The following is an 18,373-nucleotide window of genomic DNA, read 5'->3' as shown; positions in this document are numbered from 1 at the left end:
CTTCATGGCGACGATCTCGACCAAGAAAGAATGAGACACCTAATGACACAAATTAATCAAGAACGTTTAGTTGAACACTTCTGCCAATTAGTTCGTATCGACAGCGAAACAATGAACGAAAAACAAATCGCAGAAACACTGGCAGAGCAACTGGGCGAACTCGGCTTCGCGGTTCATAAACTTCCAGTTCCTGAGCACATCTCAAACGGTTTCAACGTATACGCACGTTTGGAAGGTAAAAAAGAAGGCTCTATTCTAATCAGCTGCCATATGGATACCGTAACACCAGGTATTGGCATCGAGCCAATCATCGAAGACGGCATCATCCGCTCGAAAGGCAACACGATTCTTGGTGGTGATGACAAATCTGGTATTGCAGCCATTATGGAAGCAGTTCGTTGCATCCAAGCTGAAAACCTAGAGCACAAAACACTGGAATTGGCGTTCACAGTACATGAAGAAGGTGGCCTGTTTGGTTCTGAATACTTCGATATGTCGCATGTAACGTCAACGGAAGCAATCGTACTCGATACAGGCGGCCCTATCGGTACTATCGTGACGGCGGCACCGGGCCAACAAAAAATCGTTGCGACAATCAAAGGTCGCCCGGCACACGCAGGTCTTGCACCAGAAGAAGGCATCAGCGCAATCATGGTAGCAGCAGATGCTATCACCCAAATGAATCTGCTGCGTATCGATGAAGAAACCACCGCGAACATCGGTATGGTTAACGGCGGCCAAGCAACCAACATCGTGATGCCTGAACTCACCATCGTTGCGGAAGCTCGCTCACTAAACGGTGAGAAGCTCGATGCGCAAGTGAAGCACATGATCTCAACCTTCGAATTTGTGGCTGAAAAACACGGTGCGGAAGTCGAAATCGAATCAAGCCGCGCATACGATGCATTTGTAATCGAAGAAGACAATGCTCACGTAACCGCAATCAAAGCGGCGTTCGCTGACATGGGCATCGATGCATTCACCAAAGGCACTGGCGGCGGTAGCGATGCAAATAACTTCAACAAGAAAGGCCTAACAACGGTCAACCTTTCTACTGGTATGGCAAAGGTACACACCACTGAAGAGTTCATCACGGTTGACGATATGGTGAAAATCACTGAATTCGTTAAGCACTTCCTAGTGAAATGATTTTGCAGAAGTAACCACAGACTCCCCTTTATATCGCCCTGTCGATAATGGAGGGGAGCGTTACCCGCTCTCTATCCTTTCTTCTATTTTCTACCATGCCAACTTGGCAATAGTTGTTGGCAGACAAAATCAAAACTGATGAAGCGTACCGTACAGCAAAGACACTGGGGTTCGACCTTTTCCAAGGCTTCCAACTGTACAAACCCGAACTGCTAACTCTGCCGTGTGTCGCATAAAGTAATCAGAAAAAAACGGAAATCCTTTCTGGATTTCCGCGTGTTTGTAAGTGTACTACTCTATCTCGTAGTGCCTGAAAACCGTCCCAGTCCTATCACTGTTTGGGTGGTTCACCATTTTCCTTTGGGGATTCTTCGTCTGAGGTTTCTTCGCCTGAGGTTTCTTCCCCATCGTTAAACCCACCAGCGACGATGTCATCCTCACCAACGTCATCATAGTGATAGGCATGCTCACCCAAACCGGCAAAATCAAGCCCCTTCTCTTGCATCTCATCAGGGGCTTTCAAATCACCATTGCGGTCAACCAACTTCAGAATAAACATTGTGATAAACCATGAATACACAGACACCACAACAACACCCACGATCTGGATAAACACTTGGTAAACGCTAGCCTCGACTTTATCAATTGCTTCACTTGCCAAAACACCCACCAAAATGGAACCGACGATACCGCCAATGCCGTGGGCGCGGAACACTTCCAACGCATCATCCACGCCTAGCCTCTCCTGAATGTGCTTGGCAAAGTAACACGCAGTTGCCCCAATCAAGCCGATTAATATGGCTGAGCTTGGTTCAACATACCCTGCCGCTGGTGTAATGGTAGCGAGACCTGCCACAGCCCCAACCAAGGTACCAGAGAAGGAAGGTCGGCCACGCTCACGCCACTCCCAGAACATCCAGACCAACATGGCCGTTGAACCAGAAAGGGTGGTGTTGGTAAAGGCGTAAGCGGCAAGCTCGTTTGCCGCATAGGCACCGCCGGAGTTAAAGCCAAACCAACCAAACCACAGCAAGCCGGCACCGACAGCCACCAAAGGCAGGTTTGCCGGCAACTCATGTTCGCCTTTGCGAACGCTAACACGCTTGCCAACATACAACGCCGTAGCCAGCGCTGACACGCCCGCCGTGGCGTGAACCACAATACCCCCGGCGAAATCCACCACACCAAGTTTGGAGAGGAAACCGCCACCCCACACCCAGTGCGCAACCGGAATATAAATCAGCAGTGTCCACAGGATGATAAATTTCAGATAAGGCCCAAACCGGAATCGCCCTGCAAATGCTCCAGTGATGAGTGCCGGTGTAATGATGGCAAACATCATTTGGTAGGCGAAAAACAAAATGAAGGGAACGTTTGGTGCATACGCATCATTTGGCACTGCTCCAATGTGCCTCATCCCCATAAACTGGGTTAACGAACCAATCACACCGGCTACATCATGACCGAAAGCGAGGCTAAAACCACCAAACACCCAAATGATGGAAACGACACCCATGCAAATGAAGTTTTGCAGCATGATGGTGAGCGAGTCACGCTCCCGGACCAAGCCGCCATAGAACAAAGCAAGGCCAGGCGTCATCAATAAAACCAACGCGGTACATAGCAAAAGAAACGCTGTATCACCACTGTTTAAAATATCCATATCGTATCCTTTCTATTGCATCTAAATCTATGTTAATAAAAACAAAACCAACATTATGAGTTACTGCGATACAATGTGGGTTTACCCGGGCACTGGACGGGTTTCATCGACAAAGGCAGCGTCAACCCAAATTCCCTCAGTGCTTTTTCATCAGAGAACAATTCGGCTGGCCTTGTACTACAAACCAGTTTTCCTTCCTTTAGCACAACAACTCGGTCACAAACCTCAAGCACCATGTCGAGATCATGCGTGGCAATGAGTTGGCTGTGTGTAAAGGATTTGATAATCCGGATGACATTTTCCCGTGCGATCGGATCTAAGCTGCTAGTTGGTTCATCCAGTACCAAAACATGGGGCTCCATTGCGATAACCCCTGCAATCGCAACACGTTTTTTTTGCCCCAGCGATAGTCTATATGGAGGTTTATCGATCATGTTTAGCCCATCCACTACGACCAGCGCAGCCCGAACTCGTGCATCAATGTCTTCATCAGGCACCCCAAGGTTTTTCAACCCAAATGCAATATCGTCGTAAACCGTAGGCATAAATAATTGGTCGTCCGGATTTTGGAATACCACACCTAGCGTCCGCCGAACCGTGTTGAGGCTGGACTCGCACACTTTTAGGTTTCCAATGAAAATCGCACCGTGAGTAACCGGAATAAAACCCGATAAAGCACCAATTAACGTTGATTTACCGGCACCATTTGCCCCCAGCAATCCAATTTTCTCACCGTGATGAATCTGGAAGCTGATGCCTTCAAGGGCAAAGCTACCGTCGTCGTACTCATAGCTAATGTCGTCAAATGTAATCAGATGATGGCTCATTTTCTATCCCATAAAGACGCTGCCCAACAGGGTGACAACGTTGTATTTCCAACAAATAAATGAAAAGAAAAGCCAAAATGCCGTCCAGAGAGAGTCTTTCATCTGCCATGAAAGACTCGTGTGTTCGTGTAACTGTCCGGTAAATCCTCTGGCCAACATGCCTTGATGAATACGAATGCACCTGTTCATCGACTTGACAAAAAGGATTTTCAACAATTGGCTATAAAACCCAAACGGGACGGCATTTTCTTTCTTCACCTTGCGTAGGCTGTATGCCTGTAACATGGCGATAAATTCCTCTGCCACCACAAAGAAGAATTGGTAGAGCAGATAAATTTGCGTGGTAAGAACACGGGGCACTTTCATGCGCTGCAGTGCCGTCACTATCGGTTTGATCCCCGTCGAGCTGAACAGCAAGAGAGAAATAGACACGCACAGCAACACCCTCAAGACAATCGAGATTAGCGACAGCCACCCCGAGGACACCACACTCCCCCACGGCGTCAACCACTGCCCTTGGTCCAACAAAGGATTCAATACCCCGAGCATGAGGCTGAAAGGCAACATCACCAGCAGTTTTCCGGACAGGAATTTGAACGGAATATCCGCCAGCGCCATAATGACAACAGGGAACAGCAGCAAAGGAAGCAGCGATGTCACTGAGTAGCTTCCCTGACTGACTATCGCTATTAGTACAACAAGCGCGCTGATGATCTTCGCCCGCGGGTCCAGTTGGGTAATGAAATTATCCTTTCGGCTGTAATCATCGATACTTCGATAATTACGAAGTGATAACTGCAACAGTTTCATTGGCTTTCCGTCAGCTATCGCGTTTTGAAATGAATTTAATCAAATAAAACAACGACATGATAAATACCAGCGTGCATACGCTCCCAAATATCCCTGCCATCGACGTTTCCATGACCGGAAATTTTCCGCTCAAATCATAATCAGAGAAAAAACTTAGCGATTGCTGAACGTCATTCACAGGCTCGGGGGCAAAGGTGATGAGCGAATTGTGGGCCATTTTTTCCACTGTCCACTCCATGCCGTCAGGGTTTCCTGATGCAAAGAGGCTCAACATGCCCCCCACTATCAAAGAGCACAGCAGCATCACAGAGGTAAACCTGCTCTGGCGCTCCGCACTCAACATCGGGCGAAACTGCTTGATATCATCGTTGGTCAACGCAAAGTGAAGGATTGTCGCAGTGATAACTCCCTCAAACAGACCAATGACCAGATGGATAGGCACGATCAGAGCCAAAAACTCCACTAGCGGCAGATGAGTGATGCCACTGACATGCGTCATCACGGCAATGCCTGTCGCGCCAAGCACCATCATCAGCACACCCGCGGTGATTGACGCGATAAACAGGAACAATTTTCCCGTTTTCAGTGAGGTCAGCGGCCACCAAATAAGAGGGTAAATCAGGAAGCAAGGGATCAGACCGACGTTGACGATATTGGCCCCAAGAGCAAGCAGCCCACCATCGGCAAAAAAGAGCGCCTGAATAATCAGCACCGAAGAGATCACGACAAACCCGGCAAACGGTCCAAGCAACGCAGACAGCAATATTGACCCTGCCATGTGCCCACTGGCTCCAGTGCCAGGAATAGCAAAATTCACCATCTGAACGGCGAAAACAAACGCACCAAGCACCGCCATCATGACAACGAGTTTTGAATTAACCTGCACCTCTTGCTGCACTTTATAACAGCTCATTACAATCGCACCCGCAGCCACACCAATTAGGGGCAAAGCAACAGACGCAGAGATGAGCGCGTCATTCATATGCATAATGTCTATCCTTAAACCCCTGAGGGGTTAATCCTTACTTTCTGTTCCAACTTCCATCACGTTTTTCGCTGCCATAAAGACATACAGCGTAAAGACATACGGGAAGGTGAAAGAAGGCAGGCCATCTGGCTGCATCAAAATGTCGAACGAGGCTTGCAGCACAACGGTAATAATGGTGGCAAACAAGGCAAACATCGTCGTTCGCGTGGACACAGGCATAAATATCACGCCGATTGCCATAGCAGTCAGTACGGGGCTGAATCCGTAAAGCCCTGCGCTTACCGCATTTGGGTTAGCCCCCAAGATGATGGCAAACACGATAGCAACGATGGAACCACCAACAGCAGCAACCCCGGCAGGAATTGACGCAATGAAGATGCCCGCCAGAATGATTGCACCACTAACCGCAGAACCAAGGAGATATACCTCACCGATGTTTTTAAAAAAGATGGTGACCAACTCAGACAAGGATGGGAAAAACATCTCGCCGGACACATAATCCGTCGGAATCACTGGCTTTGGATACATTGAGACATCAACATGGCCGAAATTATATGCGGCGACCATAAACAGCCAGCCACACAGAACAAAAGGCCCAGTCGACCCGGGTATACCAAGCTTTTTCGTCAAGGTGTTTTTAAACGCCTCAGTCACCACTACACTGAACGCTGCGCCAACCAAAATAAGAACCCAAAGGGCGACTGAGTTGGCAATAAACGTCGGAAGTGCAATACCAAACAACACCCCGTTAAAGCCATACAGACCTGACTCAATCATCTCCTTATCAAGCTTTAGCCAAACGGCAACCGCTGTCGCCATCACCACTCCGAGCAACGCGCCAATCGCCGTCGACCATTGTCCTGAAACAAAAGAGGCGTAAGCAATTGCAAAAGCAAAGAGAACCCCCGTCAGCGCATTGTTCATAAAGAACACCTGGCTGGTTCCTCTCAAGCAATAAGTGACAAAATTATTCATTTCTCTACCCCTGTTTAGTTCCAGACAAACTTTCTCGGCAGATCGCGTTTCTTAATTGCTTTTCTGCATACCCGCCAGAATTGGGTCACCTGATCACGCACCAGATAACTCTCCGTCCCGACGACTCGCAGCATGATGCCCGCAGAGTTTGGCAGGTTAGAGATAGAGGCATACACAGACTTGTCTTCAGCGAAAAAGGCCTTGTATTCGCGGCGAATTTCATCAGCCTGCTCTTTCGATGTCAGACAAATGACGTTAGCAAACACATTGAAGCCAATGATTTCACCGACCTTCTCAGGAAAATCGCTTTCCGGCTCAAGCAGGATTTTCTCAGTGAACAGGTTTTTACCGTCTGGGGTCTTAACACGTGTCAGCAGTGACAGCAGATCAAACTCCATACGCTCTTCCTGGTGATGCAGGCGCCCAAGCATGACCATTTCCGAGTAAAGCAAGCTTGCCCCAGGGGAAATAACAATGTCGGTTTGGGAAATGTAGCGCGAGTCTTTGTAAAGAATGGTGAAATCTGGCATGAACTCCAGATACCCTTCGGGCCCGACCGTAATGCTCTGGTATTGCGCTGCATAGTTGGCATCCATCTGGTGGATACGATTCGCCCCTTGAGACGTTACGTGGGCACAAGCGCCTTCTTCCACATTGATATCGATGTGGTACCTATCGCCCTGTAAAACACCACCGCCAACCGAAATCATCGAGCAGATCGGCAGTTCTGGCATTTCGTTGTCCCAGTATAGGGCTTTTTGGACCAATAGAGGCACCACACGGTAAAGGTGGCTTAGAACAGAACGATCACCGCTTTTGGTGAAGGTGAGCTTAAGCTCACCCACCTTACCGGGCGCTGCGGAGCGCATTTGTTTCGGTTCATCACGATAATTGTCTAGCTCATAAGCATTTGAAACTAGCTTTAATTTATCATGCATAGTCGCCATCCAACTCCAGTAGGCTTGCATCATACTCGATGTCAAACAACGCCATGTTCATGATCAGTTGGATAAGATTGTCGATACCTTCACCAGTTTTGCAGTTAGTGAAAATAAACGGCTTGTCGCCACGCATCAGCTTGGAGTCACGCTCCATGACCGACAGATCGGCGCCGACATAGGGGGCAAGATCTTGCTTGTTGATCACCAGAATGTCTGACTGACAAACACCTGCCCCGTTTTTACGCGGAATTTTATCCCCTGCCGCCACATCGATAACGTAGATGTAGAAGTCAGCCAGCGCCGGGCTAAACGTAAGGGTCAAATTATCTCCGCCTGACTCAATGAAAATCACATCGCTGTATGGATACTTTTGTTCCATTTCTTCTACAGCGGCAATGTTCATTGATGGGTCTTCGCGCACCGCGGTGTGTGGGCAAGCCCCCGTTTCCACACCCAGAATTTTTTCTTCTACCAACACGCCTTTCAGCGTGCGTTGAACCTGTTTAGCATCCTCAGTGGTAACAACGTCATTAGTGATGATGAGAGGTTTCAGTCCCAGAGCGATAAGGCGTGGTGTGATGGCTTCAATGATGGCTGTTTTTCCTGAACCAACTGGGCCACCGATACCAATACGCGTAATTTTTTTCATTGTTAATTCCTTTTGAATGTGACATACGGACAAACTTAGTTCATAAACATACGTACATGTGCCTGCGTGTGATGCCCCATCAGGCAATCCAACGTTGGCGCAAACGAGTTCATGTCATCAAGTGTTTTTAGCGAGATAGCATCGTATTCGTCGTCGAGACTCTCATTAATTTCAAACAGTATTTTTTGGGTGTCGTAATGGTCGATTTTCATCAAGCGGATTGCTGCGCTCAATACCATCGAGGCCACACCATATTGATGGACGGCAAACGTCTGTCGTTCATCAATACCCATCTCAGAAAAAATGATAGCGTGCGAGGTACCAAAACAACCCGGGGTATTCTCTTCTCGAATAGCATTCAACCAACGGGAGAGTAGCGGTGATGGCGCAGTTTTATCCACTAGCTCAGCGAACTTGCGACCAATTCTGCTAACCATCAGTTGTTGCTCTTCTCCAACACGGCGAGACCAAAGCTCCTGATCAATCTCCAGAATCTTGTCGAAGTCGTTCTTTAATGCAGCCCTGTGCGCATGAAGTAAGGCAACGCCGTCAAGACGGCCACTTTGCTTGAGAACTGTTTGGGTGAATGACTTCAACGTCTTGGCGTCTGACACCACGCCCAGTTGCAACGCTGACTCCAAGCCATTGGAGAACGCAAAATTACCGATAGGTAACGCAGAGTCGGTGAGCTGAACCATTCTGACGAGCTGTGTTAAGGACAATTGCTGCATATAAATAACTCCGTTTACAGTGCGGCGAATCAGCGTCTAGTCGTGATGGTGTCCATGACTATGATCGTGCGTTGAAGCCTCTGCGCCAGCAAAAAGCAATCGCATTTCACTTGGGTCAAGCAGCGGTGCGATTTCATCCCCAGATGCAAAGTCGAAACTGATCCCTTCAAATGCATGGGTACGGATTACTGAACTCATGATTTTTCTATCGACATAGAAAGGCACATAAACCACATTGTCTTTGAAGATGGCTGGCCAATGCTGATTACCTAACGCATGACCTAGTTGGAAAACCAATTTTGTCCAATCGTCTTTGTCGTCAAACTGGTCCAAACGGATAACCATGACGTCTTTCAGGCTGATATCCGTCACGACAACAATGCGGTTATCTTCGTCAATGTATAAAATGTCGTTGTTTTTCAGTTGCTGGTCGCGGGGAAGTGAAATCGCGATTTCGAGCCCTTTTTTGGATTTTTTACGGATACGGTTTTTAGGTGCTTCCCACTGCTCCAGGTGCAGTTGGTCTAGTTCGTATCCATTGAGCGTATTAGCCCATTGCGCGTCCTTCGCGTTACCAATAATTTGTTCAACCATTATCATTTTTTATCTCCTAGTTCTGCTTGCGCATTTATCTTTCAGTCGCCGAAGCGATTCGCATCCCTATGTAGACTGCGAAAAATCCCACCACCAAACTGGCAATCAAATACCCTACTGATATCAGTACCCCCTCAGGCTTACTGATCTCGCTGACTGCGCCATAGGCAAAACTTGAGAAGGTAGACATTCCTCCAAGCCCGCCTGTACCAAACAACAGAATCTGTTCATCCGAAATACGTTTCCCCCTGTGGTGACCCGTTGCAAAACCGAGCAAAAAAGACGCAACGATGTTGGCGATAAAAATGTCGAGGGGGAAACCATCAGCCAGCTTGGGCGTGACTAACATGATGAACTCCCTCGTGACGGCACCTACAAACCCACCGATGAACACCAAAATAAACAATCCGTTCATGTGTCACCCCGCATGCAACGCAAGCCAAACACCGACAAGTGCAGCGACCAAACCCGCACACGTGCTGCTAATTAAGTAGAAAATGGCCAAGGTTTTGTTGCCATTTTCGACCAATTTAAGCGCATCTAGCTGCATTGAACTGAACGTGGTGTAACCACCGAGAAAGCCTGTAAGTATCAAAGCATTTAGTGGCTCACCGAATCGGTTCTGCCAGTCAACACTGAACAGAACCGATAGGTAAGCAATAACAAAAGCGCCCGATATGTTGAGAAAGAAAGTCGAGAGCGGAAATGTGGTTTTGTATCTGTCTGTGATCCACTTCCCCACTTGCCAGCGAAGGACTGAGCCTGCGCCACCTCCGATCCCCACCCAAATAACATCTAAGGCTGTCATTACTTAGTTTCTATCCTCATATCAGCTAAAGAAGTACAACTGATTCAACGCAATCGATTCGACGGGCTCTACCGTTGCGTGTTCCCCGTTGACCGTCACTGCAAACGTTTCCGGGTTCACTTCGATCTGCGGTGTTTCACTGTTACGAACCATATGTTTCTTCGTCACGGCACGTGTCGAGTAGACAGGTTCAACAATGGACTTTAGCTGGTAGCGATCTTGCACACCATTTTCATGCGCAATGGTGGAGGTAAAGGTGATGCGGGTTTTGTGCTTCGCTGAACCCATGGTGCCGAACATCGGACGGTAATTAACCGGTTGCGGCGTTGGCAGAGAGGCGTTTGGATCGCCCATCAACGACCATGAAATCAGGCCGCCTTTGATCACCATCTTAGGTTTGGCGCCAAAGAACGCAGGATCCCAAAGCACTAGGTCCGCAAATTTACCCACTTCCACACTGCCCACAAGGTGATTGATACCCTGAGCAATCGCGGGGTTAGTGGTCACTTTCGCGACATAGCGAAGTACACGGAAGTTATCGTTGCCTTCTTCATCTTCAGACAATTTTCCGCGCAGCTTTTTCATGACATCAGCCGCCTGAATGGTACGCAACCAGTTCTCACCCACCCGGCCCATGGCTTGAGAGTCACTCGAGAGGATAGAAATCGCGCCCATGTCGTGAAGTACGTTTTCTGCTGCAATGGTTTCTGAGCGGATGCGACTTTCTGCAAACGCAACGTCAGTCGGTATTTTCGGACTAAGGTTGTGACATATCATTGTCATATCGAACAGTTCTGCCTGTGAGTTGATACCGTATGGAATAGTTGGGTTTGTCGAACTTGGTATCACGTTGTTAAGGCTTGCAACGCGGATGATGTCCGGTGCGTGGCCACCACCTGCACCCTCTGTGTGATAGGTGTGGATGGTGCGGCCTTCGAATGCCGCGATGGTGTTTTCCACAAAGCCGGCTTCGTTCAGGGTATCGGTGTGGATACACACCTGAACGTCCAGTTCGTCGGCTGCAGTCAGTGATGCACGGATAGCACCCGGTGTGCTGCCCCAGTCCTCGTGAATTTTCAGGCCAGCGGCACCAGCTTCGATCTGCTCGTAGATAGGCGCAAGCGCAGAACTGTTACCCTTCGCCAGAAGACCCGCATTGACAGGCCAGTCGTCAAAGGCGCGCATCATCATCTCAATGTTCCACACTCCTGGCGTGATAGTGGTACCGTTGGTGCCGTCTGTTGGGCCAACACCACCACCGAATAAGGTCGTAACGCCGTTGCTTAGAGCCGCTTCTGCTTGTTGTGGTGAGATAAAATGGACGTGGGCATCAATACCACCCGCAGTCAGCAGCAGGTGCTCACCGGAGATAGCCTCAGTACCAGGACCACAGGCCAGTCCTGCCGTTACGCCATCCATGATGGATGGGTTACCCGCTTTACCGATGCCGCAAATGTGGCCGTTTTTAATGCCGACGTCGGCTTTGACCACCCCTTGAATGGCATCGACGATGGTCACGCTAGTGATCACCAGATCTGGTGCACCGGCTGCACTAGTCAATTCACAGTCAAAACCCATACCGTCACGCAGGGTCTTACCGCCTCCGTAGACAGCTTCTTCGCCGTATACACGCAGGTCTTGTTCTACTTCAATCAGCAGGCAAGTGTCGCCTAGTCGGATTTTATCGCCCTTGGTAGGGCCAAATAGATCGGCATTCTCGCGTCGTGAAATCTTTGCCATTTCTCGCTCCTTGACGTTCAGTCTCGTCATTCTTTTCAGTGTCTATCGAGGGTTATTTATTCCCGTAATCAAAACGGGAGATGTTCTCCATCGCTTCAGTAAGGCGGGGGCGGTAGCCATGATCATGCTCATTGCCGACCCAACCATCAACGAGGTTGTTAAAGCCAACCACCCGTTGCTTACCCTGAAATGGAACGAGTTCTATTTCGCGCTCATCGCCTGGCTCAAAGCGGAGTGCGGTTGTTGCTGGGATATTCAAACGCTTGCCGAATGCCGCTTCCCGATCAAACGAAAGACACTTGTTAACTTCGAAGAAATGGAAGTGCGAACCGACTTGGATGGGGCGATCTCCTGTGTTTCTGATTTTTAGCTTTGTGACTGGGTAGCCTTGATTAATCTCAATGTCGTCTTTCGCAAGAACGAGACCACCGACTGGTACGCCTTTGACGTCCGAGGTGTTGTTTTTCTTAGGCATGCTTATCCTCACTTTCTCTGAATAGGATCGTGAACCGTGATCAAACGGCTCCCATCGGTGAAAACACCCTCAACCTGAACGTAAGCAATCATGTCTACGACACCGTCCATCACATCAGCACTGGTGAGCACGTTTCTAGACTCTTCCATTACCTTTTCCAACGTCTTGCCTTCACGAGCACCGTCCAATGCACTGGCACTGATCAAGGCTACCGCTTCAGGATGATTTAACTTTAGACCTTTGGCTTTTCGTTTGGCTGCGACATCAGCCATCATGTAAATCAATAGCTTGTCTAGCTCTCTAGGCGTTAGCTGCATTTAACACTCCTTATTACCGTCTGAATTTGTTCCCAAGCGACCAAGCAGAAAAATAAATTCCTGCAAAAAACATTAGTGGCCGGTCAGCACACATACCCTCTTAAAAATAACAGTAGTAAAAGATTGAATTTAAGCAAATCACCAAAGCAATTTTATGTACATTTATTGAGCAAAAACAGAGAGAAATAGGCCTAACGAGTTGACTGTGATCTTATTCTCCTCTTTTGATGAGTAGCCATGAAAATTGATACAACACCAGTGCGATCATCTCAATATTTCTCGATCTACCTCTTATTATCAGCCCATCGGGCCCTCTGATGAAAGAGATCGAACTGCGCCGTATGATCGACGAAATTTACCTTAAGTATCGGCTCATGGCAGCAGACGTATTCGGACTGTTCTGGTCAAAAAGGGCCATCACGTTAATCGTAAATATATTGTCAGGTTCCTTCGCGATATGGGCATTGGGGCGATTTACCCCAAACCAGGCTTGGGCTATTGGTATCACGTACATCCCAGTGGCTAAAGGATTCCTGATGCCTCTATTTAAGGTTGCGCACCAACCATCATCTCGTCGCAACATTGTATCGCCACCATACTGATCACGCTGGGTAAACTTTTCTGGTACGCCTGTGCCAGAAGTAATCACCACTTCAAGGTGGCAACAGCACACTTGACAGTTTGAGCAAACTGCTTTTCGAACCGTACAAACGCAGTTACACTACACCAAAAAACTTATCCGAGCTGCATCTATGACCGACGCCGATATCGAGCTTCAACATATTTGGTTGGAAGTTCAAGCACAACGCTGGCAAAGCCTTTCGCGCTTTTTTCTTAGCTACTATTGCTACACAAACAATATCGTCAGTAAAACCAATAAAGTGTGTTGGGAAATAGCGCGTGCAACCCTGCCTGCTTCGACGTCGATTAAAACGCGTAACAACACCATCATCGAGCCACTGGTTCCAGAAGAAACGATCGTTGGCTTACTCAAAGCCATCAGTAAAGACGGTGACATGACATTTGATGCAATGACAGAGACGCTTAACGCCTTTTTGCACTATGTTGTGATCAGCAAGAAAGAAAAAACGCAGCTAAGACAAAGCATGCCAACCAACTGGTATCAACAGCAGAATAAGCCCGTGATGATGCGTTTTGAACAAGCTGGAATCGTTATTCAAGGTAAATAAATGCAGCTACGAACCCTAGGTAAAGGACGTTTTGAAACCGAATGGAGTCAGGATAAACAGCTCATCGAACAGGCGATTCGCGATTGTATATGCGCACGCCGAATTTATGATGAAAACGAAAAGCTCCTCACCCAAGGAGAACACGTTGACAATCTGTACCTTGTGGACTCAGGCAGAATTTCTATGGGCGTCACCGCGCGGAACGGCAAAACGTTTTTGCTCGGCACCCTTGAATGTGAGCAACAGCTATTTGGTGAAATGGAGTTCTTCACTGGTTATCGATGCCAAATGGACATTATTCCCGTTGAGCCTGTAGAAGTGGCGATCATCGATGCGCAGAAGCTGCAACGCTGCTTGCTCGAGCAACCTCGCCTGTCGCTCTACTTCGCCAGTGCCATCGCGATTGATTACCAAGACACAGTAGAAATCCTGTCTCGCCGCCTGTTGTATCCCATTGCCTACAACGTTGCCTATGACATTTATCATCAGTACCTCAACGACCTTCCCGTTGATGGTTTCCATAAAAATTATCTTGAAGCCGAGCGGTTTGCTACCTCTGATCGCGTGTATCGACGTGCAATCAAGGAGCTAGAGAACAAAGGGTTTATCGCCAAGGAAAAGAAAGGTGCACGCATTCTCGATCTAGAGGGATTACGTGCCTTTGTCGAAGAGTAACTCTGCTCCCAAAAAAAAGAAAAGGTCTGCTAAATGCAGACCTTTGAACGATTGGTGAACCTTTCATTACGCTGTTTGCGCTTGGTTTTGAGACGCTGTTTTAAACTTCATTGACGCTATCAGCATTGCCACAATTACCCCATAAATCACTGGGATGGCATACATCACGGTTTGTAGACCAACCACGCTTTCTAATACCGAGCTAATTGCCGGGCTAAACATCGCGCCCGCACTACCACTGATCAGAATATAAGACACGTTTTTACTCGTCGCATCACGTACAAACGATACGCCGTAAGCAATGAAAGCGTTATACAGAGCCGCACATACAAAGCCGTAGCCGTAAGTTAAGTATGATAGCCATTCCAGTTTTTCAGTGGTCACGATAACGCTGGTGATCACCATTGCTACTGAAATGATGGTTAGCAAGAAAGTTTGAATCTTCATACGTGACACAATGACAGTCGAAACTAACGCACCAACCAGAGCCGCTGACCAGTATTGAGTGATGATGTTACCCGCTTGCTCGAATGCAATATCAAATTTCTCTTTAACGAACATTGGCGCCCATGTCAAAAAGGTGTACAACGCAAGCATGCCAAGGAACAGTCCCACACCACCACTGATGATGCCAAAGTTCCACTCTGATTTTACTTCTTGCTCTGAGCCACTTTCACCACCACATTGGTTGAAGTTAGTCAGTAATGCCACAAACATGGTTGCCAGAGCCACCATACCAACACTTAGGTAACTGATGCTCCAATTCATTGCGTTCGTCAATGCGTATGTCGTGATCAACGGGAATACAACACCAGCAATATTGAATGTGGCGTCTTGTACCACCAGCATGGTACTTTGGATTTTGTCTTTCCACACGGATACCACGATCGTACCTGCGATACAAAGACCAACACCACCACAGAAGCCAATGACCGTCATGCATAGCATCACGATAAACAGTGATGGGGCGGCATATAGGCTAAGTGCAGCCGCGGCGATAGCACCGTAACACAGCACCGTCATGCGTTGGATGCCGACTTTTTCAATCAGGAAGAAGGAGATAATAGTACCTGCCAGTGCACCACCATTTAATAGTGAGAAAATCGACGCGACTTCATTCACGTTCGCGTCAAACGTATTGGCGAGCGGTTCAACCAACATGCCGAATTGAGTTGCGAAACCTGCCATAATAAAGTTGGCAAGAAAGCTAATTACGGTGAGTGTTATTTTATTTTTCATAATTCACTCCAAAGGCTCTTAAGGTAGATGTTCTTAGAATTAGTGAGAGCCGAGCGAGTCTGCTCTCATCATTAATTAGTCGTTGTAGGGTTAAGCTTTAATTGCTGTTTCTAGCGCGATTTCAATCATATTGTTAAATGAAAGTTGGCGCTCTTCTGCCGTGGTTTCTTCGCCCGTAATACAGTGGTCTGATACGGTGAGAATGGCCAAAGACTCAATACCAAATTGATGTGCAAGGCCATACAAACCCGCCACTTCCATATCTACACCCAATACACCAAAGCGTTCTAGTGCCGGGATCAAATCTTCGTCTGGATCGTAGTAAAGATCGCCAGTAAACACGTTGCCTACTTTGACATCAATGCCCTTTTCTTTCGCGGACATATAAGCATTATGTAGCAACTCAAACGTGGCCGACGTCGCCATGTGGTAACCACTACTGCGCTTGGCATTCGTTGGGGAGTCCGTGCCTGCGGCTTGAGCCAAAATCACGTCGCGCATGTGCACATCTTTTTGTGTTGCACCAACACTACCAATACGGATGATACGCTTCACGCCAAAGTCATTAATCAACTCGTGACCGTAAAGCACCATAGACGGAATACCCATGCCGTGCCCCATGACTGAAATACGCTGGCCTTTGTAGTAACCGGTGTAACCCAACATGTTACGGATGTCGGTAACAAGCTTAGTGTCTTCAAGGTAAGTCTCTGCGATATACTTGGCTCGTAGCGGATCGCCCGGCATGATTACGGTTGAAGCAAAATCTTCTGCAGAACCTGCGATATGAGCAGTCATAATAGTTTCCTCTTTTGTTCTGATGGCGCAATCATAATGAGAATGAAAAGGAAAGTTTCAGGACAAAAGTCCGGATTGAAAGTGCAAGCTCTCAGAAATGATTAATCTAATCTATTAAGCAAAAAATGCGCCTACAGCGAGGCGAATTCTTACATTCCTTTTGCGTAGAATCTCTAACGTCACTCACAAGCATACCGACATAAAGTTCAGCAAGGTCGCCACGGCTAAAATGGTTGGGCTAATTTGCTCACGAATACCTGACCACATTTGTCTAGGTACGGCTTTTTGTTCTGCACCGGTTAAGAACAGTGCCACCACGACTTCATCAAAGGAGATGCCAAATGCGAGCAATCCTCCGGAGAGTATGGATTGTCTAATACCAGCTTACGCTTTTACCTGCGCATTGCGGAAATGCGAGGTTTTGTGGAAGATTTTGGCGACGGCTTTTTCTACCGCTCAGGTCTTCGGTTTTTGCTAAAGGAAGGGTCGGAACTGGATTGCTTGTTCCGCAAACGATTCAAACAGAATCAGCCACACACAATATCAACTCTGGCGTTTGCGTTGGTCGTATCCGAATAACCGAAGCGCAGCGTTTGCAGTTAGAAGATGGAATCTAAAATAAGCTGATTAAGCTCAACACCATTAATACATCAAACGATGAAGGTGAACTGGCTAATATTCTCATGCGCAGTACACCAGGAACACAGATTTTTCTCTGATGGACCGCCCAATATTGACAGAAATTTGCTAAAGCAGGTATCTGCACTGACTCAGAACAGAGACTTACACACGCTTTCTTTGTTAAAAACTAATCGCAAAGCCTAGCGACGTGCCTTCAATGTTATCTCCGAACTGATAGCGTAATATCAGCCTAGTGCGGGTTACAGTAATGTCATAGTGACTGGAATCGAGCTCCAGACCGATACCAACGGAGTTTAGATAGTCGAAGCCAAGTGCGCCTCGCATATCACCAATATAACCCGTACGTGCCGCCTCAATGACATAACGCACTGGCTTCTTTAATACCGTAAAGCCAGTTGGTGCACGCCAACGCATCCATAGACTTAGGCTCTGCGCAACTGTACTCCCCTGCACTGACTCAGGCGCATTAGAAAAGCTTTTGAGTGTGATATTGGTGTAACGTAACTCGGTATCAATCTCGTATTCATCTTTATAACGCTCATAGTCGAGCATTAGCGCCCCGCCCAAGCCATATACGTCAAGATTGCCACTTTTGAGAAATTCAAAATCATCACCTGTTTCACGTTGGATGTAGGAACTTGCGACTGAACTGTCACTGGCGACACGACCATAAGAGAAGTTAACAATCGGTCTAAAGACGAGGTCATCAATGATAGGAAAATCCCAACCGACACCTCCGGTTACAGATAATGTGTTCCACTTCGTTGGCACTGGCCTTGTGATTTGACCGTCACTAGCAAGAAATATGGGGTCATACCGGCTATAGCCGAGAGTGCCCTCCAAATATAATGGAAATCCTTTACCGACGGTGAATCCGCCCCCCAAGGTAGACATAAGTACATCCGGATTACCTGTAGGCTCATTATTTAAAGAAAGTGAACCTGTTGTAACGTCCGGGGATAACTGAAAGCTCATCAATCCGAGAACGGCATCGGCTCGCTTCTTAAGATTTGCGCCAAGCAAAGTGTCCGACTTAGCGGGCTCGCTAAAGATAAGCCCTGCCAAAAGCGCAATAAGGGGTGGAAGCGTGCTGCTAGTAAGTGTGACTTTATCCATTTATTGATTATAGGATAAAGCCTTGACGGCGCGCTCCCGACTTTTC

Annotated in this window: 21 protein-coding genes and 2 pseudogenes; 5 read left to right on the top strand and 18 right to left on the bottom strand. The window is 47.7% G+C overall.

The features are described from left to right. The first annotated feature begins 42 nt into the window (after window positions 1-42). Complete coding sequence (locus AK966_RS11965; protein WP_099078052.1) at window positions 43-1,149, top strand: M20/M25/M40 family metallo-hydrolase; 1,107 nt, start codon at window positions 43-45, stop codon at window positions 1,147-1,149. Window positions 1,150-1,480: 331 nt separating this feature from the next. Here AK966_RS11965 and AK966_RS11960 read toward each other — a convergent pair whose 3' ends face one another. Genes AK966_RS11960 through AK966_RS11895 form a run of 14 tightly spaced genes read right to left on the bottom strand, consistent with a single transcriptional unit; the run spans window position 1,481 to window position 12,667 of the window. Beyond that, a complete protein-coding gene (locus AK966_RS11960) occupies window positions 1,481-2,812 on the bottom strand; it encodes an ammonium transporter (protein WP_119464218.1) in 1,332 nt (443 codons plus the stop codon). A gap of 53 nt (window positions 2,813-2,865) precedes the next feature. After that, entirely contained in the window at window positions 2,866-3,639 is a 774-nt protein-coding gene (locus AK966_RS11955; protein ID WP_099078054.1) for an energy-coupling factor ABC transporter ATP-binding protein, read from the bottom strand. A 3-nt stretch (window positions 3,640-3,642) separates the two neighbouring features. Next, entirely contained in the window at window positions 3,643-4,449 is an 807-nt protein-coding gene (locus AK966_RS11950) for an energy-coupling factor transporter transmembrane protein EcfT (RefSeq protein WP_119464217.1), read from the bottom strand. Between the two features lie 10 nt (window positions 4,450-4,459). Then, the gene (locus AK966_RS11945) at window positions 4,460-5,437 is read right to left on the bottom strand and encodes an energy-coupling factor ABC transporter permease (protein WP_119464216.1); all 978 of its coding nucleotides are present in this window, start codon (window positions 5,435-5,437) and stop codon (window positions 4,460-4,462) included. A gap of 27 nt (window positions 5,438-5,464) precedes the next feature. Then, window positions 5,465-6,412, bottom strand: coding sequence for an urea transporter (yut, locus tag AK966_RS11940; protein ID WP_099078057.1), 948 nt, complete (start codon window positions 6,410-6,412; stop codon window positions 5,465-5,467). A 14-nt stretch (window positions 6,413-6,426) separates the two neighbouring features. Beyond that, window positions 6,427-7,350 (bottom strand): urease accessory protein UreD, encoded by a 924-nt coding sequence (locus tag AK966_RS11935; RefSeq protein ID WP_220473354.1) that lies wholly within the window; start codon window positions 7,348-7,350, stop codon window positions 6,427-6,429. Beyond that, the gene (gene ureG, locus AK966_RS11930; RefSeq protein ID WP_119464215.1) at window positions 7,343-8,002 is read right to left on the bottom strand and encodes an urease accessory protein UreG; all 660 of its coding nucleotides are present in this window, start codon (window positions 8,000-8,002) and stop codon (window positions 7,343-7,345) included. Before ureG ends, AK966_RS11935 begins: the two co-directional genes overlap by 8 nt. 35 nt (window positions 8,003-8,037) lie before the next feature. Beyond that, complete coding sequence (locus tag AK966_RS11925) at window positions 8,038-8,733, bottom strand: urease accessory protein UreF (RefSeq protein WP_119464214.1); 696 nt, start codon at window positions 8,731-8,733, stop codon at window positions 8,038-8,040. 36 nt (window positions 8,734-8,769) lie between these two features. Continuing rightward, complete coding sequence (locus AK966_RS11920; protein ID WP_099078061.1) at window positions 8,770-9,333, bottom strand: urease accessory protein UreE; 564 nt, start codon at window positions 9,331-9,333, stop codon at window positions 8,770-8,772. A gap of 28 nt (window positions 9,334-9,361) precedes the next feature. Then, window positions 9,362-9,742, bottom strand: coding sequence for a CrcB family protein (locus tag AK966_RS11915; RefSeq protein ID WP_099078062.1), 381 nt, complete (start codon window positions 9,740-9,742; stop codon window positions 9,362-9,364). A 3-nt stretch (window positions 9,743-9,745) separates the two neighbouring features. Further along, on the bottom strand, window positions 9,746-10,135 hold the full coding sequence (gene crcB, locus AK966_RS11910) for a fluoride efflux transporter CrcB (RefSeq protein WP_099078063.1): 390 nt from the start codon (window positions 10,133-10,135) through the stop codon (window positions 9,746-9,748). Window positions 10,136-10,156: 21 nt separating this feature from the next. After that, window positions 10,157-11,875 (bottom strand): urease subunit alpha, encoded by a 1,719-nt coding sequence (locus AK966_RS11905; protein ID WP_099078064.1) that lies wholly within the window; start codon window positions 11,873-11,875, stop codon window positions 10,157-10,159. 52 nt (window positions 11,876-11,927) lie between these two features. Next, complete coding sequence (locus AK966_RS11900; protein ID WP_099078065.1) at window positions 11,928-12,350, bottom strand: urease subunit beta; 423 nt, start codon at window positions 12,348-12,350, stop codon at window positions 11,928-11,930. 8 nt (window positions 12,351-12,358) lie between these two features. Beyond that, window positions 12,359-12,667: an urease subunit gamma gene (locus tag AK966_RS11895; RefSeq protein WP_099078066.1), complete on the bottom strand. Its 309-nt coding sequence runs from the start codon at window positions 12,665-12,667 to the stop codon at window positions 12,359-12,361. A gap of 247 nt (window positions 12,668-12,914) precedes the next feature. Here AK966_RS11895 and AK966_RS11890 point away from each other — a divergent pair. The 3 genes and pseudogenes from AK966_RS11890 to AK966_RS11875 form a co-directional block, all read left to right on the top strand. Further along, window positions 12,915-13,203: pseudogene (locus AK966_RS11890) on the top strand (IS3 family transposase); the annotation flags it as partial. 216 nt (window positions 13,204-13,419) lie between these two features. Further along, window positions 13,420-13,857: a hypothetical protein gene (locus tag AK966_RS11880; protein ID WP_099078067.1), complete on the top strand. Its 438-nt coding sequence runs from the start codon at window positions 13,420-13,422 to the stop codon at window positions 13,855-13,857. Further along, window positions 13,858-14,532, top strand: coding sequence for a Crp/Fnr family transcriptional regulator (locus AK966_RS11875; protein WP_119464213.1), 675 nt, complete (start codon window positions 13,858-13,860; stop codon window positions 14,530-14,532). 66 nt (window positions 14,533-14,598) lie between these two features. Here AK966_RS11875 and tsgA read toward each other — a convergent pair whose 3' ends face one another. The 3 genes and pseudogenes from tsgA to AK966_RS11860 all read right to left on the bottom strand — a co-directional run. Next, window positions 14,599-15,771, bottom strand: coding sequence for an MFS transporter TsgA (gene tsgA / locus AK966_RS11870; protein WP_119464212.1), 1,173 nt, complete (start codon window positions 15,769-15,771; stop codon window positions 14,599-14,601). 90 nt (window positions 15,772-15,861) lie between these two features. Further along, the gene (deoD, locus tag AK966_RS11865) at window positions 15,862-16,572 is read right to left on the bottom strand and encodes a purine-nucleoside phosphorylase (protein ID WP_409119920.1); all 711 of its coding nucleotides are present in this window, start codon (window positions 16,570-16,572) and stop codon (window positions 15,862-15,864) included. A 180-nt stretch (window positions 16,573-16,752) separates the two neighbouring features. Beyond that, a pseudogene (locus AK966_RS11860) lies at window positions 16,753-16,947 on the bottom strand (ABC transporter permease); the annotation flags it as partial. On the opposite strand from AK966_RS11860, the gene AK966_RS20445 reads away from it, so the two are divergent. Continuing rightward, entirely contained in the window at window positions 16,939-17,148 is a 210-nt protein-coding gene (locus AK966_RS20445) for a hypothetical protein (protein ID WP_259343758.1), read from the top strand. The pseudogene AK966_RS11860 and the gene AK966_RS20445 overlap by 9 nt on opposite strands. Before the next feature lie 222 nt (window positions 17,149-17,370). On the opposite strand, the gene AK966_RS11850 is transcribed toward AK966_RS20445, so the two are convergent. Then, complete coding sequence (locus AK966_RS11850) at window positions 17,371-18,327, bottom strand: hypothetical protein (RefSeq protein ID WP_099078071.1); 957 nt, start codon at window positions 18,325-18,327, stop codon at window positions 17,371-17,373. Window positions 18,328-18,373: the final 46 nt, after the last annotated feature.

The organism is Vibrio sp. PID23_8, assembly GCF_003584965.1.
Taxonomy (GTDB): Bacteria; Pseudomonadota; Gammaproteobacteria; order Enterobacterales; family Vibrionaceae; genus Vibrio.
The sequence above is the reverse complement of the archived record's forward strand: the minus strand, read 5'-3'. Positions and strand labels throughout refer to the sequence as shown.